26 protein-coding genes are annotated in these 25,264 nt (G+C 70.0%); 13 read left to right on the top strand and 13 right to left on the bottom strand.

What is annotated here, in order from left to right; genetic code table 11:
• Positions 1–9: 9 nt before the first annotated feature.
• Both AC1HIL_RS29095 and AC1HIL_RS29090 read right to left on the bottom strand, forming a co-directional pair.
• The gene (locus AC1HIL_RS29095; RefSeq protein WP_479670625.1) at positions 10–840 is read right to left on the bottom strand and encodes an urease accessory protein UreD; all 831 of its coding nucleotides are present in this window, start codon (positions 838–840) and stop codon (positions 10–12) included.
• Between the two features lie 21 nt (positions 841–861).
• Complete coding sequence (locus AC1HIL_RS29090; RefSeq protein WP_057591583.1) at positions 862–1,389, bottom strand: nucleoside deaminase; 528 nt, start codon at positions 1,387–1,389, stop codon at positions 862–864.
• 423 nt (positions 1,390–1,812) lie between these two features.
• Between AC1HIL_RS29090 and AC1HIL_RS29085 the strand changes: the two genes are divergently transcribed.
• The gene (locus AC1HIL_RS29085; RefSeq protein WP_479670624.1) at positions 1,813–2,892 is read left to right on the top strand and encodes an aromatic ring-hydroxylating dioxygenase subunit alpha; all 1,080 of its coding nucleotides are present in this window, start codon (positions 1,813–1,815) and stop codon (positions 2,890–2,892) included.
• A gap of 136 nt (positions 2,893–3,028) precedes the next feature.
• On the opposite strand, the gene AC1HIL_RS29080 is transcribed toward AC1HIL_RS29085, so the two are convergent.
• Complete coding sequence (locus AC1HIL_RS29080; protein ID WP_413762590.1) at positions 3,029–4,330, bottom strand: D-amino acid dehydrogenase; 1,302 nt, start codon at positions 4,328–4,330, stop codon at positions 3,029–3,031.
• A 129-nt stretch (positions 4,331–4,459) separates the two neighbouring features.
• Here AC1HIL_RS29080 and AC1HIL_RS29075 point away from each other — a divergent pair, with 129 nt between their 5' ends.
• Genes AC1HIL_RS29075 through AC1HIL_RS29065 form a run of 3 tightly spaced genes read left to right on the top strand, consistent with a single transcriptional unit; the run spans position 4,460 to position 5,864 of the window.
• Positions 4,460–4,927 carry a winged helix-turn-helix transcriptional regulator gene (locus tag AC1HIL_RS29075; RefSeq protein WP_057591580.1) on the top strand — a complete coding sequence of 156 codons (468 nt, stop codon included), beginning with the start codon at positions 4,460–4,462 and terminating at the stop codon, positions 4,925–4,927.
• A gap of 24 nt (positions 4,928–4,951) precedes the next feature.
• A complete protein-coding gene (locus tag AC1HIL_RS29070; protein WP_479670623.1) occupies positions 4,952–5,434 on the top strand; it encodes an N-acetyltransferase family protein in 483 nt (160 codons plus the stop codon).
• 28 nt (positions 5,435–5,462) lie between these two features.
• Complete coding sequence (locus AC1HIL_RS29065; protein WP_479670622.1) at positions 5,463–5,864, top strand: OsmC family protein; 402 nt, start codon at positions 5,463–5,465, stop codon at positions 5,862–5,864.
• Positions 5,865–5,876: 12 nt separating this feature from the next.
• Here the strand turns inward: AC1HIL_RS29065 and AC1HIL_RS29060 are convergent, their stop codons facing one another.
• Both AC1HIL_RS29060 and AC1HIL_RS29055 read right to left on the bottom strand, forming a co-directional pair.
• Positions 5,877–7,076 (bottom strand): serine hydrolase domain-containing protein, encoded by a 1,200-nt coding sequence (locus AC1HIL_RS29060; RefSeq protein WP_479670621.1) that lies wholly within the window; start codon positions 7,074–7,076, stop codon positions 5,877–5,879.
• A gap of 10 nt (positions 7,077–7,086) precedes the next feature.
• A complete protein-coding gene (locus AC1HIL_RS29055; protein WP_057591576.1) occupies positions 7,087–7,446 on the bottom strand; it encodes a winged helix-turn-helix transcriptional regulator in 360 nt (119 codons plus the stop codon).
• A gap of 114 nt (positions 7,447–7,560) precedes the next feature.
• On the opposite strand from AC1HIL_RS29055, the gene AC1HIL_RS29050 reads away from it, so the two are divergent.
• The gene (locus AC1HIL_RS29050; protein WP_479670620.1) at positions 7,561–8,442 is read left to right on the top strand and encodes an NAD(P)-dependent oxidoreductase; all 882 of its coding nucleotides are present in this window, start codon (positions 7,561–7,563) and stop codon (positions 8,440–8,442) included.
• A 16-nt stretch (positions 8,443–8,458) separates the two neighbouring features.
• On the opposite strand, the gene AC1HIL_RS29045 is transcribed toward AC1HIL_RS29050, so the two are convergent.
• Positions 8,459–9,586: an alpha/beta fold hydrolase gene (locus AC1HIL_RS29045; RefSeq protein WP_479670619.1), complete on the bottom strand. Its 1,128-nt coding sequence runs from the start codon at positions 9,584–9,586 to the stop codon at positions 8,459–8,461.
• Positions 9,587–9,718: 132 nt separating this feature from the next.
• Between AC1HIL_RS29045 and AC1HIL_RS29040 the strand changes: the two genes are divergently transcribed.
• The 3 genes from AC1HIL_RS29040 to lpxO all read left to right on the top strand — a co-directional run bounded on the left by AC1HIL_RS29040 (position 9,719) and on the right by lpxO (position 12,829).
• Complete coding sequence (locus AC1HIL_RS29040; protein WP_057591573.1) at positions 9,719–10,408, top strand: response regulator; 690 nt, start codon at positions 9,719–9,721, stop codon at positions 10,406–10,408.
• Positions 10,405–11,841, top strand: a complete 1,437-nt coding sequence (locus AC1HIL_RS29035) for a sensor histidine kinase (RefSeq protein ID WP_479670618.1) — start codon at positions 10,405–10,407, stop codon at positions 11,839–11,841. The genes AC1HIL_RS29040 and AC1HIL_RS29035 overlap by 4 nt, the downstream gene beginning before the upstream one ends.
• Positions 11,842–11,932: 91 nt before the next feature.
• Positions 11,933–12,829 carry a lipid A hydroxylase LpxO gene (gene lpxO, locus AC1HIL_RS29030; protein WP_057591571.1) on the top strand — a complete coding sequence of 299 codons (897 nt, stop codon included), beginning with the start codon at positions 11,933–11,935 and terminating at the stop codon, positions 12,827–12,829.
• Positions 12,830–12,848: 19 nt separating this feature from the next.
• On the opposite strand, the gene AC1HIL_RS29025 is transcribed toward lpxO, so the two are convergent.
• Entirely contained in the window at positions 12,849–13,532 is a 684-nt protein-coding gene (locus AC1HIL_RS29025; RefSeq protein ID WP_479670617.1) for a phosphatase PAP2 family protein, read from the bottom strand.
• A gap of 89 nt (positions 13,533–13,621) precedes the next feature.
• Between AC1HIL_RS29025 and AC1HIL_RS29020 the strand changes: the two genes are divergently transcribed.
• A complete protein-coding gene (locus AC1HIL_RS29020) occupies positions 13,622–14,305 on the top strand; it encodes a response regulator (protein ID WP_057591570.1) in 684 nt (227 codons plus the stop codon).
• On the top strand, positions 14,302–15,648 hold the full coding sequence (locus AC1HIL_RS29015; protein ID WP_057591602.1) for a sensor histidine kinase: 1,347 nt from the start codon (positions 14,302–14,304) through the stop codon (positions 15,646–15,648). Before AC1HIL_RS29020 ends, AC1HIL_RS29015 begins: the two co-directional genes overlap by 4 nt.
• Here the strand turns inward: AC1HIL_RS29015 and AC1HIL_RS29010 are convergent, their stop codons facing one another.
• Positions 15,649–16,770: an acyltransferase family protein gene (locus AC1HIL_RS29010; RefSeq protein WP_479670616.1), complete on the bottom strand. Its 1,122-nt coding sequence runs from the start codon at positions 16,768–16,770 to the stop codon at positions 15,649–15,651.
• Between the two features lie 85 nt (positions 16,771–16,855).
• Here AC1HIL_RS29010 and AC1HIL_RS29005 point away from each other — a divergent pair, with 85 nt between their 5' ends.
• Positions 16,856–17,092, top strand: coding sequence for an oxidoreductase-like domain-containing protein (locus tag AC1HIL_RS29005; RefSeq protein ID WP_057591568.1), 237 nt, complete (start codon positions 16,856–16,858; stop codon positions 17,090–17,092).
• On the opposite strand, the gene AC1HIL_RS29000 is transcribed toward AC1HIL_RS29005, so the two are convergent.
• The gene (locus tag AC1HIL_RS29000) at positions 17,056–17,526 is read right to left on the bottom strand and encodes a helix-turn-helix domain-containing protein (RefSeq protein WP_057591567.1); all 471 of its coding nucleotides are present in this window, start codon (positions 17,524–17,526) and stop codon (positions 17,056–17,058) included. The two genes, AC1HIL_RS29005 and AC1HIL_RS29000, sit on opposite strands and share 37 nt — an antisense overlap.
• 77 nt (positions 17,527–17,603) lie before the next feature.
• Between AC1HIL_RS29000 and AC1HIL_RS28995 the strand changes: the two genes are divergently transcribed.
• Positions 17,604–18,467 (top strand): class I SAM-dependent methyltransferase, encoded by an 864-nt coding sequence (locus AC1HIL_RS28995; RefSeq protein WP_479670615.1) that lies wholly within the window; start codon positions 17,604–17,606, stop codon positions 18,465–18,467.
• 3 nt (positions 18,468–18,470) lie between these two features.
• On the opposite strand, the gene AC1HIL_RS28990 is transcribed toward AC1HIL_RS28995, so the two are convergent.
• The 4 genes from AC1HIL_RS28990 to AC1HIL_RS28975 form a co-directional block, all read right to left on the bottom strand.
• The gene (locus tag AC1HIL_RS28990) at positions 18,471–19,241 is read right to left on the bottom strand and encodes an ABC transporter permease (protein WP_296741781.1); all 771 of its coding nucleotides are present in this window, start codon (positions 19,239–19,241) and stop codon (positions 18,471–18,473) included.
• 9 nt (positions 19,242–19,250) lie between these two features.
• Positions 19,251–20,102, bottom strand: coding sequence for an ABC transporter ATP-binding protein (locus AC1HIL_RS28985; protein WP_479670614.1), 852 nt, complete (start codon positions 20,100–20,102; stop codon positions 19,251–19,253).
• Positions 20,102–21,136, bottom strand: a complete 1,035-nt coding sequence (locus AC1HIL_RS28980; RefSeq protein WP_057591563.1) for an ABC transporter substrate-binding protein — start codon at positions 21,134–21,136, stop codon at positions 20,102–20,104. Before AC1HIL_RS28980 ends, AC1HIL_RS28985 begins: the two co-directional genes overlap by 1 nt.
• A gap of 211 nt (positions 21,137–21,347) precedes the next feature.
• A complete protein-coding gene (locus AC1HIL_RS28975; protein WP_479670613.1) occupies positions 21,348–23,648 on the bottom strand; it encodes an NADP-dependent malic enzyme in 2,301 nt (766 codons plus the stop codon).
• Between the two features lie 256 nt (positions 23,649–23,904).
• On the opposite strand from AC1HIL_RS28975, the gene AC1HIL_RS28970 reads away from it, so the two are divergent.
• The gene (locus tag AC1HIL_RS28970) at positions 23,905–25,242 is read left to right on the top strand and encodes an NAD(P)/FAD-dependent oxidoreductase (protein ID WP_261210763.1); all 1,338 of its coding nucleotides are present in this window, start codon (positions 23,905–23,907) and stop codon (positions 25,240–25,242) included.
• The last annotated feature ends 22 nt before the right edge of the window (positions 25,243–25,264 follow it).

The following is a 25,264-nucleotide window of genomic DNA, read 5'->3' as shown; positions in this document are numbered from 1 at the left end:
CCAGGGACTTCAGGTCGACCAGATGCGCGGCGTGGCGGCCGGCAGCGACCAGAGCTCGGCGCGCCAGGCCTGCCACACCTCGCGCAGCAGCCGCATCGCGGGTTCGACCACCGGCGCGAGCACGCGCAGCACCACCACCTCGGCATGCGGGCTGGTGGCGCCGGCGCTGCCGGCCAGGCCCTGGGCCTCGATGCATTCGCGCGCGAGCGCGAGCAGTGCCTCGCGCCGGGCGCGCGCGGCCGGCGTGCCCGCCACGTAGAACAGCGAGGCCAGGCAGCGGTGACCGCCCAGGCCCAGCGGGCTTTGCAGCAGCCTCTGGTCGGCCGCGTCGATGCGGCCGCGCTCGAGCCACACGCCGGGCGCCTCGATGTGCTGCAGCAGGCTGCCGCGCTCGAAGGGCTGGTGCGCATGCGGCAGGCCCAGCGCCGCCACGTCCCAGCCGATCATCTCCGCGCCGGGTTCGGCCTCGATGGCGATGCGGTTCTCGGCCACGCAGCCGCTGTAGCAGATGGCCTCGAGCGGCAGCCATTCGAGCCGCGCGCCGGCCGCCAGCCGCAGCCGGGTGCGCTGCACCGCGCGCTCGCCCTCGCTGCGGTAGAAGCGCGAGGCGCCGGGCGTGGTCACCAGGCCATGGCTGCCGGCGGCGGCCTCGACCTCGATCTCGAGCGTGTCGCCGCCCACCAGCCCGCCCGGCGGATGCACCAGCACGTTGTGGCAGACGGCATCGCCCTCGGGGTAGAGGCTCTGCAGGATGCGCAACGGGCCGTCGTGGCGGAAGCGGGCGACGGTGCGGTCGGCTTCGTGGCGGTAGGAAAGATGGAGGCGGGCGTGCCAGGGCATGCGGGGAGTCTATGTGCCGCGTCAGCTCTTCCAGGCGCCGTCGTGCGCGGCGCTGGCCTCGTCGACCAGCGCCGGGCCGATGCATTCGATCGGGTGCGGCGAGACGCGGAACACGTCGCGGCACGACAGCTCGGCATCGCGCTGGTCCTGCCGCTCGCCGCGGAACACGCGCAGCCGCTCGGCGTCGATGCCGAACACCACGCGGCCGATGTTCGACCAGAAGATCGCGCCCGCGCACATCACGCAGGGCTCGCCCGAGGCATAGAGCGTGGCGCCGGCCAGTTCCTCGCGCGAGATGCCGCGGCCCGCGAGCGCGCGGATCGCGTTGGTCTCGGCATGGCCGGTGCAGTCGCCGGTCTCGCCGGTGTTGTTGTAGGCCTCGGCGATCACCTCGCCCGCGGCCGAGACGATGACGGAACCGAAGGGCCGGTTGCCGCGCCGGCGCGCGAGGTGCGACCAGACGATGGCCTTGCGCAGGTAGCGGCCGTCGCGTTCGTCGAGCGCGGTTTCGGCGGGGAAGGAGGGAGAGGGGGTGTCGCTGAAGTTCATGCGTGGAAAGAGGGCGTGCGTTCGCCGCGGCGGGGCGGCAGTTTCGTTTGTCTCGGATCGGATGTCCTGGTGACCGCATCATGACCGCCTGAACGGCGGGCCATGGCGCGGGCGCTGCAAGAGCAATTTCCGGGCGGCGCACTTCGATGGTGCATCTGCCGCTGAACGCTTCTACTCTCGGCGGCGTGGAATGCATGCCGCATGCCAAGGCGGCGCGCTCGGGCATTGCGCACGGTGGATCGCCCGCGCGACACAATGCGGGCGCGCAACTTGCATCGGGCAAGGCGCAGAGTAGAAGCGTTCAGTCCACCGGCCTTCGTCCCACCCCCTGGCGAAGCCGGCCGCGACGGGAAATTGCTCTTCGGTTCGTCCCCGCGCATCGCTGGTCGTGCGCGGACATGCAACGCAGAAGGAGTCCCACGCATGCTCGTCACCCGTCAACCCGTCTTCCGCAAGTTCTGGCATGCCGTCATGCCGCTCGCCGACCTGGCCCAGGGGCCCAGGCCCTTCCGGCTGCTCGGCGAGGACATCGTTCTCTTCCTCGACGCCGAGGGCCAGCCGGCCGCGCTGCGCGACCGCTGCTGCCACCGCACCGCGAAGCTCTCCAAGGGCTGGTGCGTCGACGGCGCGGGCCAGGCCTGTGGGCAGGGCGCGATCCAGTGCGGCTACCACGGCTGGACCTACGACCGCGGCGGCCAGGTCATCCGCATCCCGCAGTACGACCCCGAGCGGCCGATCCCGCCCGACTACCGCACCACGGCCTACCGCTGCACCGCGCGCCATGGCTATGCCTGGGTCGCGCTCGAGGAGCCGATCGCCGACATCCCGGCCATTCCCGAGTTCGACGATCCGGGTTACCGCACCATCTTCCAGTTCCACGAGGAGTGGCGGACCAGTCCGCTGCGCGCGCTCGAGAACTCCTTCGACAACTCGCACTTCAGCTTCGTGCACCGCGCCACCTTCGGCGTGGCCGCGAGCCCGAAGCCGAGCCGGTACGAGCTGGTGGAGAACGAGGCGGGCTTCCACGCGGAGACCGTCATCGAGGCGACCAATCCCGCGAAATTCCATGCGATCAGCGGCGTGAGCGATCCCATCACCACGCGCCACATGCGCAATGCCTATTTCCTGCCGTTCTCGCGCCGCCTCGACATCGAGTACCCGAGCGGCATCCGCCACATCATCATCAACTGCTTCACGCCGATCGACGACCACCGCATGCAGCTGTGCCAATGGCTGTTCCGCAACGACACCGAGGCCGACTGCCCGGCCTCGATGCTGATCGCCTTCGACGAGGAGATCACGCGCGAGGACAAGGACATCCTCGAGTCGACCGATCCCGATGCGCTGGTCGACACGCGCCGGCGCGGCGTCGAGTACTCGATGGAGTCGGATCGCCCGGGCATGCTGATCCGCAAGCACCTGATGCAGCTGCTCGCGCGGCATGGCGAGGCCGAGGTGTACCGGGGGATGGACAGCGGCGTGACGGTTGCGAAGGCCGCCTGAAAAACGGGATCGGGCAGCCGGACGCAGAGGACGCGAAGGTTTCGCAGAGGACGCGAAAGGAAAACCAATTTTTTATTGAATTGTTTTGCGCCCTTCGCGAAACCTTCGCGTCCTCTGCGTCCGGAAGTCCGCTTTCTCAGGCCGTCGCAGAGGCCGGGCGCGGTTGAGGCATACGCTGCGACCCCTGCTCGTAGCGGTCCATCGCGAGCCCGTCGGTGCGGATCTCGGGCCGCTGGCCGGTCACTATGTCGGAGATCAGCTTGCCCGAGCCGCAGGCCATGGTCCAGCCCAGGGTGCCGTGGCCGGTGTTGAGGAACAGGTTCGGGTAGCGCGTGGCGCCGACGATCGGGGTGCTGTCGGGCGTCATCGGGCGCAGGCCGGTCCAGAAGCTCGCGCGCGGCAGGTCGCCGCCCGGGAACAGGTCGCTCACCACCTTCTCGAGCGTGGCGCGGCGCTGCGGGTTCAGGCGCAGGTCGAAGCCCGAGAGCTCGGCCATGCCGCCCACGCGGATGCGGTTGTCGAAGCGCGTGACGGCCACCTTGTAGGTCTCGTCGAGCACGGTCGACTGCGGCGCCAGCGATTCGTCGATCAGCGGCACCGTGAGCGAATAGCCCTTGACCGGGTAGACGGGAATGTCGAGGCCCAGCGAGGCGATGGCCGCGCGCGAGTAGCTGCCGAAGGCCATCACGTAGCGGTCGGCCGTGAGCACCTTGCCGGCCGTGGTGCGCACGCCGCTGATGCGGCCGCCCTCGGTCTCGAGCGCCTCGATGCTTTGGCCGAAGCGGAAGTCCACGCCCAGGCCGCGCGCGATCTCGGCCAGGCCGCGCGTGAACAGGTGGCAGTCGCCGGTCTCGTCGTTCGGCAGCCGCAGGCCGCCCGCGAGGCGGTCGCGCGCGCCGGCCAGCGCGGGTTCGACGCGTGCCAGCGCATCGCGGTCGAGCAGTTCGTAGGGCACGCCGCATTCCTCGAGCACCGCGATGTCGCGCTGCACCGCGTCGAGCTGCGCCTGCGTGCGGAACAGCTGCAAGGTGCCGCCGGTGCGGTGCTCGTACTGCAGGCCGGTCTCGGCGCGCAGCGCCTGCAGGCAGCCGCGGCTGTACTCGGCCACCCGCATCATGCGTTCCTTGTTGATCGCATAGCGCTCGGGCGAGCAGTTGCGCAGCATCTGCGCCATCCAGCGCAGCTGGAACAGCGTGCCGTCGGGGCGGATCGACAGCGGCGCATGCTTCTGAAACATCCACTTGATCGCCTTCAGCGGAATGCCGGGCGCGGCCCAGGGCGTGGAGTAGCCGGGCGACACCTGGCCCGCGTTGCCGAAGCTGGTTTCCTCGGCCGGGCCGGCCTGCCGGTCGAGCAGGGTGACGTCGGCGCCAGAGCGCGCGAGGTAGTAGGCCGTGGTGGTGCCGATCACGCCGCCGCCCAGAACGATGACTTTCATGGTGTATCCGCTGATTCGAATGGAATACCGAGAATTTATGCGTCAGAATGAAGTGGATTCCACTGTTTTCAAGCGTTCGACAGCGGAATCTCCTGTGTAGAACCTTCCTATGCGCCGCACGGAGTGAAAGTGCCCGAGCTCGACCGAATCGACCGCAAGATCCTCGACCTGCTGCAGCGCCAGGGCCGCATTTCCATGACCGAACTGGCCGAGCGCATCGGCCTCTCGGCCTCGCCCTGCGCCGAGCGCGTCAAGCGCATGGAGCGCGACGGCGTCATCAGCGGCTACCACGCGCGCGTGTCGCCCGAGGCGCTGGGCAAGACGCTCTTGGTGTTCGTCGAGATCAAGCTCTCGGCCAAGTCGGGCGACGTGTTCGACAAGGTCAGGCAGGAGCTGCTGCACATGCCCGAGGTGCTCGAATGCCACCTCGTGTCGGGCAGCTTCGACTATCTCGTGAAGGCGCGCCTGAGCGGCATGAGCGAATACCGCCACCTGCTCGGCGACATCCTCAAGAAGCTGCCCGTGGCGGCCGAGTCGCACAGCTACGTGGTCATGGAGGAGATCAAGGAAACCCTGATGCTCGCCACCGACCGCTGAAGGCACGGCTACCATCGCCCGCCCATGTCCCCCGACCCGATCACCATCCGCCCCTGGCGCCTCGACGACTTCGATGCCGTCAAGGCCATCCTCGACGACACCTTCGCGAGCACCTGGCTGCCGCAGCTCACGCCCGAGGCCGCGCGCGGCTACCGCGAGAGCGGCGAGCCCGTGGGCTACATCGACGAGATGGGGCCCGAGTTCTTCGTTGCCGAGATCGGCGGCGAGGTGGTCGGCATGGTCCATTGGCAGCGCGACTTCGTGCAGGCGCTGCACGTGCCCGCGGCGCATCGGCGCAAGGGCATCGCGCGCGCGCTCATGGCCTTCGCCGAAGCGGGCATGCGCGCCGACGGCGTCGAGCTCGCGCGGCTCGAGACCGACACCTTCAACACCGCGAGCCAGGGCTTCTACCTCGCGCTCGGCTATCGCGAGGCCGACCGCTATCCCGACCTCGAATGGCACAGCGGCTTCACGACCATCCTCTACGTGAAGCCGCTGTTTTCCTGACCCTTTCCTCCACCCCAAGGACACCGGCATGAGCATCTCGATCCGCCGCGACGGCACCACCGGCACGCGCCACATCCTCAAGATCCGCAACCACGAGATCGCCGTCGATGCCTCGCCGGCCGGCGGCGGCAACGACGACGGCCCCGAGCCGCACGACCTCTACGACGCCTCGCTGGCCGCCTGCAAGGCGCTCACCGTGCTGATCTACGCGCGCCGCAAGGGCATTCCGGTCGAGGACATCGAGGTCGTGGTCGACCGCGACGACAGCGAGGAGCGCAAGGGCATCTACCGGCTCGACTCGACGCTGCGCGTGAGCGGCAACCTCACCGACGCGCAGCGCGACGAGCTGCTGCGCGTGGCGGGCAAGTGCCCGGTGCACAAGCTCATGACCGAGGTGAAGACCGAGATCCAGACGAACTGGGCGGCTTGACTCCCGGGGCGTTCAGCGCAGCACGCGCCAGGCCCGCACCGCGCGCAGCAGCGACCACAGGCCGGCCTCGGCCGGCACCTTCTTCTCGTTGAAGGACACGGCGACGTAGATGTCGTCGGCCGGCACGTAGGCGACCACGCTCGTGAAGCCCTCGATGCCGCCGCTGTGGCCCAGCATCAGGCCCGGCCCGTCGGGCACGTCGTAGAGCTGCACGCCCATGCCGTACGAGGCATTGCCGCCGCTGTAGGGGCCGAGCATCGCGGGCATGTCGCCGAACATGCGCCGCACCGTGGCCGGCGGCAGCACCCGGCCGCCGAGCAGCGCATGCCAGAAGCGCACGAGGTCGCCCGCGGTCGAGGCCAGCGCGCCCGCGGCATAGGGCGTGGCGTACTGGTCGGGCGCCTCGACCGGTCGGCCGCCCGCGTGGCCGCTGACCACGGGCAGTTCGACGCCGGGCCGGCGCATCGTGGTGTGCGTGAGCGCGAGCGGGCCGACCAGCCGCTTCGCCAGCACCTGCTCGAAGGATGCGCCCTCGAGCCGTTCGACGATGACGCCGAGCATCGCGTAGCCGGTGTTGCTGTAGCTCCAGTTCGTGCCGGGGCAGAACTGCGGTTTCTGCGCGAGGCCCATGGCGATGATCTCCGCGGGTGGCCGGTACTTCGTGCCGAAGTCGGGCAGCGCATTGAAGCTCACGAGGCCGCTGGTGTGGCGCAGCAGGTGCTCGATGGTGACGAACCCGGCGTTGGGCGCCTCGGGGAACCAGCGCTCGATGCTGTCGCCGAGCGCGAGCCGGCGTTCCTCCACGAGCTGCAGCACGATCGCGGCGGTCAGCGTCTTGGCGGTGCTCGCGACCTGGAAGCCCTGATCGGGCCGTACCGGCTCGCGCGGCTCGGTGCGCGCCAGGCCGCGGGTTGCCCGCCAGCTGCCTTCGCCGGGGAGCGCGACCGCCACGCTCGCGGCCGGCACGTGCTGCAGCATTTTGTCGAGCGCATCGCCGAGGCTCTTCTGCAGGTCGGCGGGCAGCTCGCCGTCGATCGCGCGGCCGAAGTCGCGCTGCCAGACCGCATCGGGCGCGGAGCGCCGCGGCGGGCCGGCATAGGCGGCGCGGACCGAGCAGCCCTCGTCGGCGCGCGCGCTGCCCCATGGCAGGGCCATCGCGATCATCGTGGCCAGCGCGTTGCGGCGCGCCGGGTCGTTCAGCGTCGTTGTCATCCGATCTCCATCAGCCCTGCCTGGCCGCTTCCGACTGCTTGCGCGCCGCCTCCACGCGCTTGGCGTAGCGGTCGCCCCAATCGGCGAGCGGGCCGAGCGCCGCGTTGAGCGTGGCACCCAGCTTGGTCTCCGAATACTCGACGCGCGGCGGCACCTCGTGGAACACCTCGCGCGCGACCACGCCGTCGGTCTCGAGCTCGCGCAGCTGCTGGATCAGCATCTTCTCGCTGATGCCCGGCAGCATGCGCCGCAGCTCGCCGAAGCGGCGCGGCTGCAGGTGCAGCTCCCAGAGGATCAGCGCTTTCCATTTCCCGCCGATGACTTCGAACGCGGGGCCGATGCCGCAGACGTAGGGCTTCTTCGCTGCCATGCCTTCTCCAATACTGACATTTTGGTAAGTACCGCACTTTATCGTAGGTACTTGACCATCGGGAGGTGCGATTTCTACCATGCGGCCATCGTCAATCCTTTTCGGAAACACCCCATGAGCAGCAAGCAGAAGATCACCGTCATCGGCCTCGGCGCGATGGGCGCCACCATCGCGCGCCTCTACCTCGAACAGGGCCACGAAGTCACGATATGGAACCGCAGCGCCGACAAGGCCGCGCCGCTGGTCGCCCAGGGCGCGGTGCTGGCCGACAGCGCCGCCGCCGCGGTGCGCGCGAGCCGCGTGGTGCTGATGTGCGTCTACGACTACCGCGCGGCCGACGCGATCCTCGGCGCCGAGGGCGTGGCGGCCGCGATGGACGGCCGCCTGCTGGTGCAGCTCACGACCGGCAGCCCGCGCGATGCGCGCGATGCGCAGGCCTGGGCGCAGCGCCACGGCGCCACCTTCCTCGAGGGCGCGATCCAGGCCGCGCCCGAGCAGATGGGCCAGGGCGACACGCCGATCCTGATGTCGGGCGACGAGCAGGTGTTCCGTGCCGTCGAGCCGCTGCTCGCGGTGCTCGGCGGCGGCATCGTCTACCTCGGCGAGAAGATCAGCAACGCCGCGGCCATGGACCTCGCGACGCTCTCGACCATCTACGGCACGATGCTGGGCTTCCTGCACGGCGCGCGCGTGGCCGAGTCGGAAGGCTTCGACGTGGCCGAGTTCGGACGCATCGTCGCGGGCATCATGCCGACCTTCGCGGGCTTCCTGCAGCACGAGAGCGCGGTCATCCAGTCGGGCGACTTCAAGATCTCGCAGAGCCCGATGCGGATCTCGGTCGAGGCCACGCAGCGCATCCTGCAGACGGCGCGCGAGAGCGGCATCAACAGCGAGTTCCCGGCCTTCGCGGCCGGCCTGTTCCAGCGCGCCGATGCGGCGGGGCTCGGCGGCGAGGAACTGGCGGCGCTGATCAAGCTGCTGCGCGCGCCGGCCTGACATCGCCGGCCGGCCCTCAGGCCCAGCGCATCGCCTCGATGGCGCGCACCAGCTCGGCCTCGCGCTCGATGAAGAAGTCGCCGTGGCAGGCGTCCTCGAGCACGAGCTGGTGGCGGGTCTTCAGCGCCGCCATGAGGCGGGCCGCGTCGTCGACGCGCACGTACCGGATCGCGCGCAGGTAGGCGGCCGCGTCCTTTTGCGTGGCATCGTCCAGCGTCTCGGGCAGCGCGGGGAAGATGTCGCGGATGTCCCCCGGCATGGCGGTTACGACGAGAGCGGGCGCTCGCACCGGCGTGTAGTCGGGCGAGAAGGAATGGCTGGCGGTGTCCATCGCGTCGGCCACGGCGGCGGGCGTGTTGAGGCGCACGCTGCCGTCGGGCCGTGGGTCGAGCTGGTCGCGCAGGTTGGCCTCCAGCGGCGCCGACCAGTGGCGCACCGTGCGCCGCGCATAGGCGATCGCCGCCTCCATCGAGGCGCCGTCCTCCTCGTTCGGCACCGGTTCGCGAAACAGCCGGTTGTCTGGCACGGGCAGGCCGCCGGTGCCGGGGTTGCGCGTGTGGTCGAAGGTGGCATCGAGGTAGACCAGCCCGCGCACGCGCTGCGGATGCCGGCCCGCGAAGCGCGTGAGCTCGTTGCCCGCGATCGAATGGCCCGCGAGCACCACGCGGTCGAGCCCGAGCCCGTCGAGCAGCGCATGCAGGTCGGCCACCAGCGTGTCGACCTCGTAGTGCTCGGTGGCGGTGCGCACCGGCAGCGGCTTGTCCGACTGGCCGTAGCCGCGGCGGCTCACCGCGATCACGCGCGAGCGCGGCGCGAGCGCATGGGCCAGGCCGTCGAAGACGTAGGCATTGGCGCCCAGCCCCGGCAGCAGCACGATGGCCGGGCCGCGGCAGTTGTCGCATTGCCAGTCGCGCACATGCAGCGAGACATCGTGCGCCACCTTCACGCGCCGGTCGGTCACCGACACCACGATCGGGCCGGCGGGCGCACTGGCCTGCGGGGCGACCGGATGGCTGCTGCCGCCGCAGCCGCCGAGGGTGACGAGGCCGCCGAGGCCCGAGAGCGACACGGCCGAGGGCCAGGCCAGCGCGGCGCGCAGGAAGGCGCGCCGCGGCGGGAAGAAGAGGGGGTGGAACCGGGGCATGGCGCGCAGTGTGGGCAACCGACCTGAAGCGCGGCTGTGGCCTTCATGAAGGAATCCTGAAGTCTTCGAAGGCCGCTTGGCAGATACTTCCGGCTCCCCAGGTGCCGGGCGGCGCACCGCACGGAGACTGTCATGAATCTTTTGCTCGTGGAGGACGACCTCGAACTCGGCAACGGCGTGCGCATCGCGCTCGCCAACCAGGGCATGGACGTGGTCTGGGTGCGCCGTCTCGACGATGCCATCCGCACCCTCGACAGCGGTGCCTTCGACATGGTGCTGCTCGACCTCGGCCTGCCCGACGGCGACGGCATCGAACTGCTGCTGCGCCTGCGCCGCGAGCGCCAGATCCTGCCGGTGCTCGTGCTCAGCGCGCGCGACGCGCTCAACGACCGGCTGCGCAGCCTCGACGACGGCGCCGACGACTACCTGGTCAAGCCCTTCGCGCTGGCCGAGCTGCTGTCGCGCGTGCGCGCGCTCGCGCGCCGCAGCTACGGCTTCGACGACGAGACCATCCGCATGCGCGGCCTGGCGCTGCACGAGCCCACGCGCGGCGTGCTGGTCGACGGCCAGCAGGTGGAGCTCTCGCGCTGCGAGTTCGACCTGCTCGCGCTGCTGCTCAAGCGCACCGGTCGCGTGGTCACGCGCCGCGTGATGGAGGAACAGGTGCTGCCGGGCGGCCCGGGCATCGGCAGCAACTCGCTCGAGGTGCACATCTCGAACCTGCGCCGCAAGATCGGCCAGGGCTACATCCGCACCGTGCGCGGCATCGGCTACGTGGTCGACGCCCAGTCGCTGGCGCGCGCCGGCAGCCCGCGCGCATGATCCGTGGCGCGCTGCGCTTCATCGGGCGGGTGATCCAGCCCTCGCTGATGCGCCGGCTGGTGCTGGCGCAGATGGCGGTGGTGGCGGCGCTGTGGACCTTGATCGTCGGGCTGCTGTTCTACGACTCCTACAAGGACCCGGAGCTGCTGCGCTTCGGCAAGATCTACGAGAGCGTGGCGGCGATCGCCATCAACCTGGCCGACGACCCGAAGCGCCAGTACGACACCCTGCATGCCTTCGACCTCGCGCTGATGGAGACCGCGAGCGACGGCAACGCCGAATCCGACACCTCGCCGATGCTGCAGGTGTGGCAGCGCGGCAAGCTGATCTACCGCACCACCGACAGCGTGCCCGAGATCGTCAACAGCGCGCCCGACGTCATCGAGACGGTGCACGCGGGCGGGCGCGAATGGCGCGCGCGCACGCTGCACTCGCCCCAGCTCGACACCCGCGTGATGATCGCCGAGCCCGGCATCTGGCGGCTGGTGGTCAACATCACCTACCGCGGCTATTACCTGCTGCCGCTGCTGGTGAGCCTGCCCTTCCTGGTGGTGCCGGCCTGGCTCACGGTGCGGCTCGCGCTGCGGCCCTGGCGCCGCGTGAGCCGCGAGACCTCCGAGCGCGGGCCGGCCGACCTCACGCCGCTGTCGTACCGGCCGCCGCACCGCGAGCTGCAGCCGCTGGTGCAGAGCATCAACACGCTGCTGCAGCGGGTGCGCGACAGCACCACGCGCGAGCGCAGCCTGATCGCCGACGCGGCCCACGAGCTGCGCACGCCGCTGGCCGCGATGCGTGTGAACGTGGAGGCGCTGAAGGCGCAGAGCATCGATTCGGGGCAGCGCGAGCTGATGGCCAACCTGCTGCGCAGCAACGACCGCGCGACCCGGCTGGTGGGCCAGCTGCTGCAGCTCATGCGCAGCGACGCGGTGTCCGATGCCGCGCTGCCGGTGGCGCTGTCGCTCGACGCGCTGGTGCAGGACCGGCTCGCGATGATCGAGGCCGTGGCGCATGCGCGCGGCGTCGAGCTCGAACTGGCCTGCGAGGGCGAGGTGCCGGTGCTCGGCGAGCGCGAGAGCCTGGTGTCGATGGTCGACAACCTGGTGGACAACGCCATCAAGTACAGCCCGCGCCGCACGGTCGTCGAGGTGCAGGTGGCGCGCGAGCAGGACCAGGCGGTGCTGCGCGTGGCCGACCGGGGACCGGGCATTCCGCCGGGCCTGCGCGAGCGGGTGTTCGACCGCTTCTTCCGCAGCCCGGGCCAGGCCCAGAGCGGCAGCGGGCTGGGCCTCGCGATCGTCAAGTCGGTGGTCGACAAGCATGGCGGCAGCGTGGTGCTGGAGACCGGCGCCGGCGGCCGCGGGCTGCTGGCGGTGGTGCGGCTGCCGCTGGCGGTCGACGGGCAGGCGCAGCCGATGCTCGAGGGGCGCGGCTGAGGGCACCAAGACCCCGCTCAGTCCCGCCGAAGTGTGAAGATTTAAAATGCCGGGTGCTCTCCGGCACCCCTCCCGAACAGGACACTCCCCCATGAAGTGGGTCATTCTCGCCATCTTCGCGCTCAGCGCGCTCTACGTGCACTTCCGCGGCCAGGTGCGCCACCGATTCTTCCGCCAGCTGTCGGACCACTCGACCTTCCTCGCGCCGCTCAACGTGTTCATGTACATGTTCTCGAAGGTGCCGAGCACGCCCTACCTGTCGCCCAAGGAATTCCCCGAGATGCGCGTGCTCGAGGAGAACTGGGAGGTCATCCGCGAGGAGGCGCTCGCGATGCGCAACGGCGGCAGCATCAAGGCCTCGAGCCAGTTCAACGACGTGGGCTTCAACTCCTTCTTCAAGAGCGGCTGGAAGCGCTTCTACCTCAAGTGGTACGACGAGGCCCATCCCTCGGCCGCGGTGCTGTGCCCGCGCACGACCGAGCTGCTGCGCGGCATCGGCACCATCAAGGCCGCGATGTTCGCCGAGCTGCCGCCCGGCAGCCGGCTGGTGCGCCACCGCGACCCCTTCGCGGGTTCGCTGCGCTACCACCTGGGCCTGTGGACGCCGGGCGTGGAGGGCTGCTACATCGACGTCGACGGCCAGCGCTACCACTGGCGCGACGGCGAATCGGTGGTGTTCGACGAGACCTACATCCACTATGCCGAGAACACCACCGACCACGACCGCGTGATCCTGTTCTGCGACATCGAGCGTCCGCTCAAGTACCGCTGGGCCAGCGCGGTCAACCGCTGGTTCGCGAAGAACCTGCTGGCCGCGGCCAGCTCGCCCAACGATGCCGGCGACAAGACCGGCGGCATCAACCGCGCCTTCAAGTACATCTACCAGATCCGCGTGATCGGCAAGCGCCTGAAGGCCTGGGACAAGCGCGTGTATTACCTCGTGAAGTGGGCGATCTTCGGCGGCCTCGCGCTCTGGATCTTCTGGTAGTGAAGGGCCGGGCGCCGCCTCAGGCGCCCACCAGGATCAGCCGGCGCCGCGCCGGGCCGGTGATCCAGCTCATGAAGCCCGCCAGCGCCGTGCCGCCGAGCACGTCGAGCAGCACGTGCTGGCGCGTGGCCAGCGTCGAATAGACGATCCCCGCGGCCCACAGCCAGTTGAGCGCCAGCACCCAGCCGGGCGCGTCCACGCTGCGCAGCTGGCGCGTCATCAGCACGGCCGTGAACACCGCGAACGACACGTGCAGCGAGGGAAAGGCATTGCCGCCCGCGTCGGTGCTCTTGAGGAACTGCAGCGAGGGGTACTGCGCCCAGTCGACCGGGAAGGCCGGCACGGTGGTCGGAAAGAGCCAGAACACCACGAGCCCGATGGCCGCCATCAGCGCCGCCGCCTGCGCATGCAGCAGCAGCTCGGCGCGGTCCTTCGCGAAGGCCGGCGCGAGGCCGACGTAGAGCCACAGCGAGCCGTAGAGCGGCAGCGCGTCCTCGCTCAGCGGCACCCAGTGGTCGATGGCCGTGAGCGGCATCGTGAGCGGCAGGCCGAGCGGGTGGTGCATGACCCAGAAATACAGCACGAAGAAGCCGGAGATGCCGAGCGTGGTGCCGAGCATCTTGGTGACCCAGAGCGTGGCGGTGCGCCGCAGCAGCGCCGCGTGCCATGGCGTGCCGGCGAGGCGGGACGAGAGGGGTGTCACCTGGGCTCCCTGGATGGATGAACCGGCCAGGGTAGGCGAGGGCATTGCGTGAACATTACGGGGGCCGCCCTCTAGAATTCCCGCCCGATATGAGAATCCTGCTGGTCGAAGACGAAGCCGAACTCGCGCAGGCGCTGGCGGCGGCCCTGCGCCAGAACCAGGCGGTGGTCGACGTGGCCGGCTCGCTGCGCGAGGCGCAGGACGCGGTGCTCGCGGGCCAGCATGAGGTGATCGTGCTCGATCGCGGCCTGCCCGATGGCGACGGCCTGAGCCTGATCGAGTTCCTGCGCGCCAGCGGGATCGCGGCCGCGGTGCTGGTGCTCACCGCGATGGCCGACATCTCCGAACGCGTGCTGAGCCTCGACGGCGGCGCCGACGACTACCTCGCCAAGCCCTTCTCGATGGACGAGCTGATGGCGCGCGTGCGCGCGCTCGCGCGCCGTCCCGCGCTGCGCGCGAACCCCGTCACCGCGCTGGCGCGGCTGCGCTTCGACCACCTGCAGCGGCAGGCGCATGTCGATGCGCAGAGCCTGCTGCTCACGCGGCGCGAGCTGCTGGTGCTCGAGGCCCTGCTCGAGCAGCGCGGGCGCACCGTGCTGCGCGAGTCGCTGCACGACCGCGTCTACGGGCAGGAGGGCGACATCCATTCGAACGCGCTCGACACCCATGTCTCGCGCCTGCGCTCCAAGCTCGACAAGTCGGGCGCCCAGGTCGAGATCCACGCCATCCGCGGCGTGGGCTACCTGCTGTGCGCGGCGCCGGGCGCCGCATGAAGCTGCTGTCGCTGCGCTGGCAGCTGATCTGGAGCCTGATCCTGCTGCAGGTGGTGGTGGGGCTGCTGGTGATGGGCGGCTTCATCGGCCTGGCCTGGGTGCTGGGGCGGGTGGTCGACGAGACCGGCGAGGAGACGGTGCGCGTGATCCGCGATGCGGTCGTGCGCGCGGACGACGGCGTGCTCGCGCTCGCGCCCACGCCCGAGTTCGAACAGCTGCGCGGCAACGCCGGCGCGGGCCTGTGGTTCATCGTGCGCGATGCGCAGGGCCACCAGCTCGTGCAGGGCGAGGTGCCCGAGCGCTACCTCGGCCTGGCCGGACGCTTCGACGGCATCGACCGCGTGTGGATCGACCTCGCCACGAGCAACGGCCAGCCGAAGGCGCGCTTCGAGCGCGTCGAGACGCGCGCCGGCCCGGTCGCGATGATGGTTCAGACCGGCAGCCCCCTGTCGATGAAGAGCACCCTGCGGGGCACCGGCGTGGCCTTCCTGTTCCTGGTGGCGCCGATGGCGCTGGTCACCTGTCTCGGCGTGATCCTCGCGACGCCCTTCGTGGTCAAGCGCGGCCTCAAGGGGCTGATCGCCACCGCCGCGCATGCCGAGAGCATCGACGTGCACGAGCGCACCACGCGGCTGCCGCTCGATGGCGTGGCGAGCGAGATCCGCCCGCTGGTGAATGCCGTCAACCGCGCCTTCGACCGGCTCAACGAAGGCTACGATCGGCAGGAGCGCTTCCTGGCCGACGCGGCGCACGAGCTGCGCACGCCGATCACCATCCTGCAGATCCGCCTCGAGGGGCTGCCCAACGATCCGCTCAAGGTCAAGCTGATGCAGGCCTCGGCGCGCCTGGCCACGCTGGCCGAGCAACTGCTCGACCTGCAGCGGCTCGACGGCGTGGTGGTGCAGGCGCAGCAGGTGGACCTGAAGGCGCTGTGCGAGCGCGTGGCGGCCGACCTCGCGCCGCTCGCGATCATGAACCGCTGCACCCTGTCGGTCGATGCGCCGCAGGCGATCGTGGTCGGCGGCGATGCGCCCTCGCTCGAGCGCGCGCTGACCAACCTGATCCAGAACGCGATCGAGCACGGCGGGCAGGGCTGCGACATCCAGGTGCGGCTGTGCGAGCCCTTCTGCATCGAGGTGCTCGACTCGGGCCCTGGCATCCCCGAGTCGGAGCGCGAGCGCGTGGTCGAGCCCTTCCACCGGCTGGTGCCGCGCGGGCGCGGCGCCGGGCTCGGGCTGCACCTCGTGGCCGAGGTGGCGCATCTGCACCGCGGGCGGCTCACCATCGGCAGCAACGACACGGGCGGCGCGCGGATGCGGCTGGAGCTGAACCTCGGGACCTGATCAGGCCCGGCGCAGCCAGCGGTTGCAGGGCTCGGAGAAGCCTCGTGCCACCACCTGCCCCAGCAGCCCCGACACGGCCAGCAGCGCGAGGTAGCCGAGCGGAATCCACATCGCCGGCAGGCCCGATTGCTGGAACCACCAGGCACCGGGAATCACCACGAACATGTGGCTCAGGTAGACCTCGTAGCTGTATCGCCCGAACCAGCGCAGCGGCGCCGCGGCCGCGCCCGCGCACCAGCGCCAGGGTCGCCAGTGCGCCGCCACCAGCAGCAGCGCGAGGCCCAGCTCGAGCAGCGTGACCTGCAGGCCGAAGCGCGTGAGGCCGAGCTGGAACACCTCGCGCCGAAAGCAGAACACGCCCGCCACCAGCAGCGCGCCCGCGGCCAGCAGCAGCCGATGCACCGTGGCCGAGGGCGCGCGGGGTACGCGGTGCGCGAGCAGCGCCGCGAGGCAGCCGAAGGCGATGCCGTCCATGCCCGAGAGGTAGGCGTGGTCCTGCCACAGTTCGTTGTCGCTCCACACGCTGCGCGCCAGCGGCCCGAGCGCGATCGGCACCGGCATCAGCAGCGCGAAGCGGCGTTCGCCGCGCGCGAGCAGGCACAGCCACGGAAAGCCCAGGTAGAAGGCCTCCTCGACCGAGAGCGACCACAGCACGCCCCAGGGGCCGGGCAGGTAGTCGACCTGCGCCTCGAGCCAGTTGAGGTGCAGGCCCAGCGCCGCGAGCAGCGCACGCGGCAGCGAGACCTTGGTCGTGTCGAGCGCGAACCAGGCGCTGCCCGCGAGATGCAGCACGCTCAGCACCGCGAGCAGCAGCACGAGGCTCGGCAGGATGCGCGCCGCGCGCAGGCGGTAGAAGGCGCCGGGCGGCACGCGCGACAGCGTGCCCCAGCGGCGCAGCGAGGCGCTCGCGATCAGGTAGCCCGACACCACGAAGAACGCGATCACCGCGTAGTAGCCGCTTCGGAACAGGAGGCCCTGCAGGCGCGGCCCGAGCGCCTGCGCGAGCTCGGGCGGACCGAAGGGCAGGCGCAGGTTCGCATGCAGCAGGATCACGAAGACCACCAGCAGGCCGCGCAGCAGGTCGACATGCGGCAGGCGGGGCAGGGCATCGGAGCGGACCATCGCGGCGATTCTGCGGACGAACGCCCGCGCGGCCTGAAGGGCTGCTGAAGCACCGACAATCGCGCCTCGACCGCCTCCGCACCGCATGCCCGATTCGCCTTTCGCCGACCCGGCCCTTCTCGCCACGCCGACCGACCTTGCCAGCGCGCAGGCCCTGATCGCGCGCATCGCGCCGCTGCTCGCGGCGCGCGGCCTGGCGATGCGCGCGCCGCCGCCCGAGCCCACCACCTGCTGCGGGCGCGGCTGCAACGGCTGCGTCTGGGAAGGCTGGCTCGCGGCGGTCGCCTACTGGCGCGACGAGGCCTCCTTGCTGCTCGATTGAGCGGCGCGCTTGCGCGGCGCCTTGCGATCGGGTGCCGCGATGGCGCCCGTGCCCGCGGCGCGCAGGATGCGCCTGAAGGTCGGGCATTCCATGTGGCTGGGCGCGCGGCACACGGCCGCGTGCCGCAGGCCGTCGCGCATCGCGGCGAGCTGGCGGATGGTGCGGTCGAGCTCGTCGGCCTTGGTCTCGAGCATGCCGCGATCGATGCGCGGCTGGCCGTCGGGCGCGAACATGCGCGCGATCTCGTCGAGCGAGAAGCCGGCGGCGCGGCCCAGCGAGATCAGCGCCAGCTTCTCGAGCACGCCGGGATCGAACAGCCGGCGCAGCCCCTGCCGGCCCGTCGAGGCGATCAGCCCCTTCTCGTCGTAGAAGCGCAGCGTGGAAGCGGGCACGCCCGATTGCCTCGCCACCTGCGCGATATCCAGTGGTGCCATCCTCTTGACCTCAAGTCGACTTGAACTTGCATAGTGCGTTCCCCGCCTTCCGAAGGCAAGCCAGAAAGGAAAGAAAGATGCACGACACGCAAGAGTCCGACAGCGAGCAGTCGCGGCTGTGGAACGGCCCGGCGGGCCGCGCCTGGGTCGACCGGCAGCCGCTGCTCGACCGCCTGTTCGGACCGCTCGGCACGCTGCTGATCGAGTCCCTGGCCGGGCATTCGCTCGGTCGCGTGCTCGACGTGGGCTGCGGCACCGGTGCCGTCACGCTCGCGCTCGCGAGCCCGTCGGGCGATGCTGGCGAATGCGTCGGCATCGACATCTCGGCGCCGATGATCGAGGCCGCCCGCGCACGCGCCGAGCGCGAGGGTTCGCGGGCGCGCTTCGTGTGCGCCGATGCCCAGGCCCATGCCTTCGCGCCGGCCGGGTTCGACACCCTCGTCTCGCGCCTCGGCGTGATGTTCTTCGGCGATCCCGTCGCGGCCTTCGCGAACCTGCGGCGTGCCGCGCGCGACGGTGCCGCGCTGCGCTTCCTCGCGTGGCGCGCGGCCGCGGAGAACCCGTTCATGACCACGGCCGAACGCGCGGCGGCGCCGCTGTTGCCTCGACTGCCCGCGCGCCGGCCGGGCGCGCCGGGACAGTTCGGCTTCGCGGACCGCGAGCGGGTCGAGTCCATCCTCGCGCAGGCCGGCTGGGGCGCCATCGCGATCCGTCCCGTCGATCTGGCCTGCAGCCTGCCCGCGCGGGAGCTCATGCCCTACCTGAGCCGCCTCGGCCCGGTCGGCATCGCGCTCGAGCAGGCCGATGCGGCAACGCGCGATCGCGTCGTCGAGACGGTGCGTGCCGCCTTCGAACCCTTCGTGCAGGGCGACGAAGTGCGCTTCACCGCCGCCTGCTGGCTGGCCGGCGCGCAGGCCGCGCCCGCGGCCCGGCCGGCATGACGCTCACTGGTTCTGCGACCCGCGGTGCGCCCAGCCCGTGGTGTGCTTCTCGATCACGCTGAAGAGTTCGTACATCAGCATCGCCATCGCGCCCACCACCATCAGCCCCGCGAAGGCCAGGCCCATCTGCATCGACGAGCCGGCCGAGATCAGCAGGTAGCCGATGCCCTCGTTGGCGGCGGTCATCTCGCTGACCGTGGTGCCCACGAAGGCCAGCGTGATCGCGACCTTGAGCGAGCCGAAGAAGTAGGGCATGGAGCGCGGCAGGCCGATCTTCACGAGCACGTCCCAGCGCTTGGCGCCGAGCACGCGCAGCACGTCCTCGAGCTCGGGCTCGAGCGTGGCGAGGCCGGTCGCGATGTTGACCATGATCGGGAAGAAGCTGATCAGGAAGGCCGTGAGGATCGCGGGCCCGATGCCGATGCCGAACCACACGACCAGGATCGGCACGAAGGCCGCCTTGGGCAGCGCGTTGAAGGCCGTCATCAGCGGATAGATGGCCGCGTAGGCCAGGCGCGAGCTGCCGATCACGAAGCCGAGCAGCACGCCCACCACGATCGCGAGGCCGAAGCCCGCCATCGTGACCCAGAAGGTGCGCCAGGCATGGCCCGCGATGATCTCCTTGAACTCCCAGAACTGGTTCCAGATGCGCAGCGGGCTCGGGAAGATGAAGTCCGAGACGCCGAAGCCCGCGCAGATCACCTGCCACAGCAGGATCACCGCCACGAGCAGCAGCCACGGCGACCAGCGTTCGAGTTGCTTGTTGTTCTTCATGGCCGCTCCTCAGTGGGCCACCGCGGCGGCACCGGTCGCGCCGGCGGCATTGCCGCGGATCGCGCCGATGTGGCTGCGCAACTCGAGCACGATGTCGGTGAACTCCTTGGTGTAGGTGAGCTCGAGCTCGCGCGGACGCGGCAGCTCGATCTCGCGCTTGACCACGAAGCGGCCCGGGCTCTTGCTCATCACGTAGACCGTGTCGGCCAGGAACACCGATTCGCGCAGGTCGTGCGTGACCAGGATCACGTTGAAGCGCTGCTCGGTCCAGAGGTCGCGCAGGATGCACCACAGCTCCTCGCGCGTGAAGGCGTCGAGCGCGCCGAAGGGCTCGTCGAGCAGCAGCATCTTGGGTTCGTGGATCAGCGCGCGGCAGATGCTCGCGCGCTGCTGCATGCCGCCCGAGAGCTGCCACGGGAACTTGTCCTCGTAGCCGCCCAGGCCCACCTTCTGCAGCAGGCGGCGCGCGCGGTCCTCGTATTCCTTGCGCTTGGCCTTGAAGCTCGAGCGGTAGGGCTCGACGATCTCCAGCGGCAGCAGCACGTTGTCGACCGTGGTGCGCCAGGGCAGCAGCGAGGGCGCCTGGAAGGCCATGCCCGAGATCTTGAGTGGCCCGGTCACCGGCGCGCCGTCGATGCGGATGCGACCCATCGACGGCATCTTGAGCCCGGTCGTGAGCTTCATGAACGTCGACTTGCCGCAGCCCGAGGGGCCGACGATGGCGATGAACTCGCCGCGCCTGACCTTCAGGTCGATGGCCTCGACCGCGAAGTGGTTGGCGCGCAGCAGCTCCTCGTTGTAGGCGAGCCAGACGTCCTGGAAGTCGACGAAGGGGGCGGCCTCGTTCGCGGCGTCCGCCATCACTTGCGCAGGATTCCGCTGAGTTCGGCGGCCGGCGGCAGCAGCGCGGCGGTCCACACGGCCTCGGGGCTCACGCGGGTCTTGGTGTTGAAGGCATCCGACACCTGCGAGGCCATCAGCGACAGGCGGCCCGCGTTCACCGCGCCGAAGCCGTCGGCGCGTGCGTCGGCGCTGTTGATCACGGTGTCGATCGCGAGCTGCAGGCGGCGCGTCTCGAGCTTGCTGTCGACGATGCCGTCGCGCGCCTTCACCGACTCGATGCCCTGCGCGGGATTGGCGATCACTTCCTTGGCGCCCTTGGCGAAGGCCGAGAGGAATTTCTTCACCGCCTCGGGGTTCTCCTTGATGAGCTTGGGCGAGGCAATGATGACGTTGCCGTAGAGCTTCACGCCGTAGTCGGGGTAGGGCAGGATCACCACGTCGGCCGTCTTGGCGCCGCGCGCCTCGAGGTTGAGCAGCGAGGTGAAGGTGAAGCCGGTGATGGCGTCGATGTCGCCGCGCATCAGCATGGTCTCGCGCAGGGTCGGGTCCATCGCGGTCCAGTTGACCGTGCCGATGTTGTTGGCCTTGGCGAAGATCGGGAACGCGCGGCGGCCGGCGTCGAACACCGGCGCGCCGAGCTTCTTGCCCGTGAGGTCGGCGGGCTTGGTGATGCCGCTCTTCTTGAGCGTCATGACCGAGGCCGGCGTGTTGTTGTAGACCATCATCACCGCGACCGGCTTGTTCGGGCTGTCGGGGTTGTTGGCGTGGAATTCCATCAGCGCCGCGAGGTCGGCGAAGCCCATGTCGTAGGCACCCGAGGCCACGCGCGTGACCGTGCCGCCCGAGCCGTTGCCCGCGTCGATGGTCACGTCGAGGCCGGCGGCCTTGAAGTAGCCCTTGGCGGCCGGATGCAGGAACAGCGCGGCCGGTCCCTCGAAGCGCCAGTCGAGCTGGAACTTGATCGGCGTCGTGGCCTGGGCGAAGGCCGAGGGCAGGCCGAAGCTCAGGGCCGAGGCGGCGAGGAAGGACTGGAGCAGATGGCGCTTGTTCATGCGGGCTTGGTTCCGTGAAGGTGAAATGCTTCCGGATTCAAGCAAAAACGGTGCCCGCACGTGATTGGTGCGAACCCTTCCCGCGTCTCGATGCGGTGCGTCGCTGGGGAAAACCGCACCGCGAGGGTGAGAAACCTTCGATTCTCAGGGGACGTTCGCACCGAAGCCGAGCCTGGGGGCGCGATCGCGGCCCCAGGCTCGGCCTTCCTGCTTACTTGTCGACCGTGACCTTCGCCACCGCCAGCGCCGTCATGTTGATGATGCGGCGCACCGTCGACGAGGGCGTGAGCACGTGCGCCGAGCTCGCGGCGCCCAGCAGCACCGGGCCCACCGTGATGCCGTTGGCGCCGGTCATCTTCAGCACGTTGTAGAGGATGTGGGCCGAATCGAGGTTCGGGCACACCAGCAGGTTGGCCTCGCCCGAGAGCGTGCTGTCGGGCAGCGCGGTGCGGCGGATCTCTTCGGAGAGCGCCGCGTCGCCGTGCATCTCGCCGTCGCATTCGATGTCGGGCGCCATCTGGGCGAACAGGTCGCGCGCCAGCCGCATCTTGCGCGCCGAGCCGCGCGAGGAACTGCCGTAGTTCGAGTGCGAGAGGAAGGCCACCTTCGGCGGCAGGCCGAAGCGGTGGATCTCCTCGGCCGCCATCAGCGCGATGCTGGCGAGCATCTCGGCGCTCGGGTCCTCGTTCACGTTGGTGTCGGTGATGAAGATGGTGCGCTTGTCGAGCGTGAGCGCGTTCAGGGTCGCGAAGCCGGGCGCGCCGCGCTTCAGGCCGATCAGGTCGCGGATGTGCTCGAGGTGGGCGTCGAAGCGACCGACCATGCCGCAGATCATCGCGTCGGCGTCGCCGAGGTGGATCATCAGCGCGGCGATCACGGTGTTCGAACGGCGCACCGCGGCCTTGGCGGCCTCGGGCGTCATGCCGCGGCGGCCCATGAGCTTGTGATAGCTCTCCCAGTAGGTGCGGAAGCGCGGATCGTCCTCGGGGTCGACCACCTCGAAGTCGGCGCCCAGGCGGATGTGCAGCCCGGCCTTCTTGATGCGGGCCTCGATCACGGCGGGGCGACCCACCAGGATCGGCCGCGCGATGCCTTCGTCGACCGCGTACTGGGCCGCGCGCAGCACGCGCTCGTCCTCGCCCTCGGCGTAGGCCACGCGCTTGGCGGTGGCCAGCTTGGCGGCGGTGAACACCGGGCGCATGAACATGCCGGTCTGGTAGACGAAGCGCGTGAGGTGCTGGCGGTAGGCCTCCATGTCCTCGATCGGGCGCGTGGCCACGCCCGAGGCCTGCGCGGCCTTGGCGACGGCCGGCGCGATGCGCAGGATCAGGCGCGAATCGAAGGGCTTGGGAATGATGTAGTCGGGGCCGAAGGCGAGCTCCTGGCCCGCGTAGGCGGTGGCCACTTCCTCGCTGATGTCGGCCTTGGTCAGGTCGGCGATCTCGCGCACGCAGGCCAGCTTCATCTCTTCCGTGATCTTGCTCGCGCCGCAGTCGAGCGCGCCGCGGAAGATGTACGGGAAGCACAGCACGTTGTTGACCTGGTTCGGATAGTCCGAGCGGCCGGTGGCGATGATGCAGTCGGGCCGCACGGCCTTGGCGAGCTCGGGGCGGATCTCGGGCTCGGGATTGGCCAGCGCCAGGATGATCGGCTGGCGCGCCATGGTCTTGACCATGTCGGCCGTCATCACGCCCGGGGCCGAGCAGCCGAGGAACACGTCGGCGTCCTTCACCACGTCGGCCAGCGTGCGCGCGCCGGTGTCGGGCTGCGCGTAGCGCGCCTTCGATTCGTCGAAGCCGCCCGCGCGGCCGGTGTAGATCAGGCCCTTGGAGTCGCAGGCGTGGATGTTGGCGGGCTTCACGCCCAGGCCCACCATCACGTCGAGGCAGGCGATGGCGGCGGCGCCCGCGCCCGAGACGGCGATCTTCACGTCCTCGATCTTCTTGTCGACCAGTTCCAGGCCGTTGATCAGCGCGGCGGCCGAGATGATGGCCGTGCCGTGCTGGTCGTCGTGGAACACCGGGATGTTCATGCGCTCGCGCAGCTTCTTCTCGATGTAGAAGCACTCGGGCGCCTTGATGTCCTCGAGGTTGATGCCGCCCAGCGTGGGCTCGAGCGCCGCGATGATCTCGACCAGCTTGTCGGGATCGGTCTCGGCCAGTTCGATGTCGAACACGTCGATGCCGGCGAACTTCTTGAACAGGCAGCCCTTGCCTTCCATCACGGGCTTGGCGGCCAGCGGGCCGATGTTGCCCAGGCCCAGCACGGCCGTGCCGTTGGTGACCACGCCCACCAGGTTGCCGCGCGCGGTGTATTCGGCGGCGGTGGCCGGATCGGCCGCGATGTCGAGGCAGGGATAGGCCACGCCCGGCGAATAGGCCAGCGACAGGTCGCGCTGGTTCAGCAGGGGCTTGGTCGGGGTGATCGAGATCTTGCCCTTGACGGGCGAGCGGTGGTATTCACGGGCAGCTTCGCGCAGTGCTTCTTCTGCCGGTGACAGGGGGGCGGCCATGGAAAGTCTCCTTGTTTCTGACGGGGAACGAGGCTACCGCAAAAGCGCTACCTCTTCCTGCCAGGGCGATGCCGAAAAGGCCTGAACCCATAGCGGGCGTGGCCCCCGATGGATGCGCGGCGGCCGCGGCCGCGCGCCGGAACGGGTTCGGCGCGGCCCGGGGGGCCGCTAAACTGCGCTCCGGCCGGTTGCGGCCCTGCCGCGAGGGCGGCTTCATCCTCCACATGACAGAACGACAACAAGAGGCTTGCAGCGAATGACTTCCGGACCTTTCACCAGCACCGAACCCGACGTCGTGGTCATCGGCGGCGGGCCCTCGGGTTCCACCGTGGCCGCGCTGCTCGCGGACAAGGGCCACGACGTGGTGCTGTTCGAGAAGGCGCAGCATCCGCGCTTTCACATCGGCGAATCGCTGCTGCCCATGAACATGCCGCTGTTCGACCGGCTCGGCGTGCGCACCGAGGTCGAGGCCATCGGCATCCGCAAGCACGGCGCCGAGTTCGTCTCGCCCTGGCACGACCACAGCAGCCATTTCGACTTCGGCGAGGCGATGGACAAGAGCTTCCCGTATGCGGTGCACGTGCGCCGCTCGGAGTTCGACGAGCTGCTGTTCCGCCATGCCGGCAAGCGCGGCGCGCGGACCTTCGAGGGCCAGCGCGTCACGGGCGTCGACATGGACGCCGGCAAGGGCACGCCCGACAACCGGCCGCTGGTGAAGATCAAGGCCGACGACGGCACCGAGACCGCCTGGCGCCCGCGCTTCGTGATCGATGCCAGCGGGCGCGACACCCTGCTGTCGAACCAGTTCGACGCCAAGCAGCGCAACCGCAAGCATGCGAGCGCCGCGCTCTACGGCCACTTCGCCAATGCCGAGCGCCGGCCGGGCCGCTTCGAGGGCAATATCTCGCTCTTCTGGTTCGACCACGGCTGGTTCTGGTACATCCCGCTCAAGGACGGCACCGTGAGCGTCGGCGCGGTGGCCTCGCCGGCCTACTTCAAGCGCCGCCAGGGCGCCTCGCTCGAGGACTTCCTGATGGAGACCATCGCGCTCGCGCCCAAGCTGGCCGCGCGATTGAAGAACGCCACGCTGATGGAGGGCGCCACCGCCACCGGCAACTACGCCTACGACTCCAAGTTCTGCCGCGGCGACCGCTTCATGATGGTGGGCGACGCCTATGCCTTCGTCGACCCGATGTTCTCCTCGGGCGTCTACCTCGCGATGAACAGCGGCTTCGAGGCCGCGACGGCCGCCGACCTGTGGCTGCGCGGCGAGGCCAGGGAGGCCGAGCGCGCGTTCCGCCACTACGAGAAGGTCATGAAGCGCGGGCCGAAGATGTTCTCGTGGTTCATCTACCGCATCACCTCGCCGGCGATCCGGCGCCTGTTCATGGCGCCGCGCAACGTCTGGCGCATGCAGGAGGCGCTGCTGTCGATCCTGGCCGGCGACCTGTTCCGCGACACCCCCATCGGCCCGCGCTTCTGGGGCTTCAAGGTGACCTACTACGCCTCCTGCCTCGGCATCCTGCCGCAGGCCATCAAGACCTGGGCCTGGCGGCGGCGCAACCTCAAGGAGTCGCTGGAGGCAGCGAAGTAGGGAGCGGACTTCCGGACGCAGA

Source organism: Variovorax sp. ISS6 (assembly GCF_056523145.1).
This window is presented reverse-complemented; position numbering and strand designations above follow the sequence as displayed.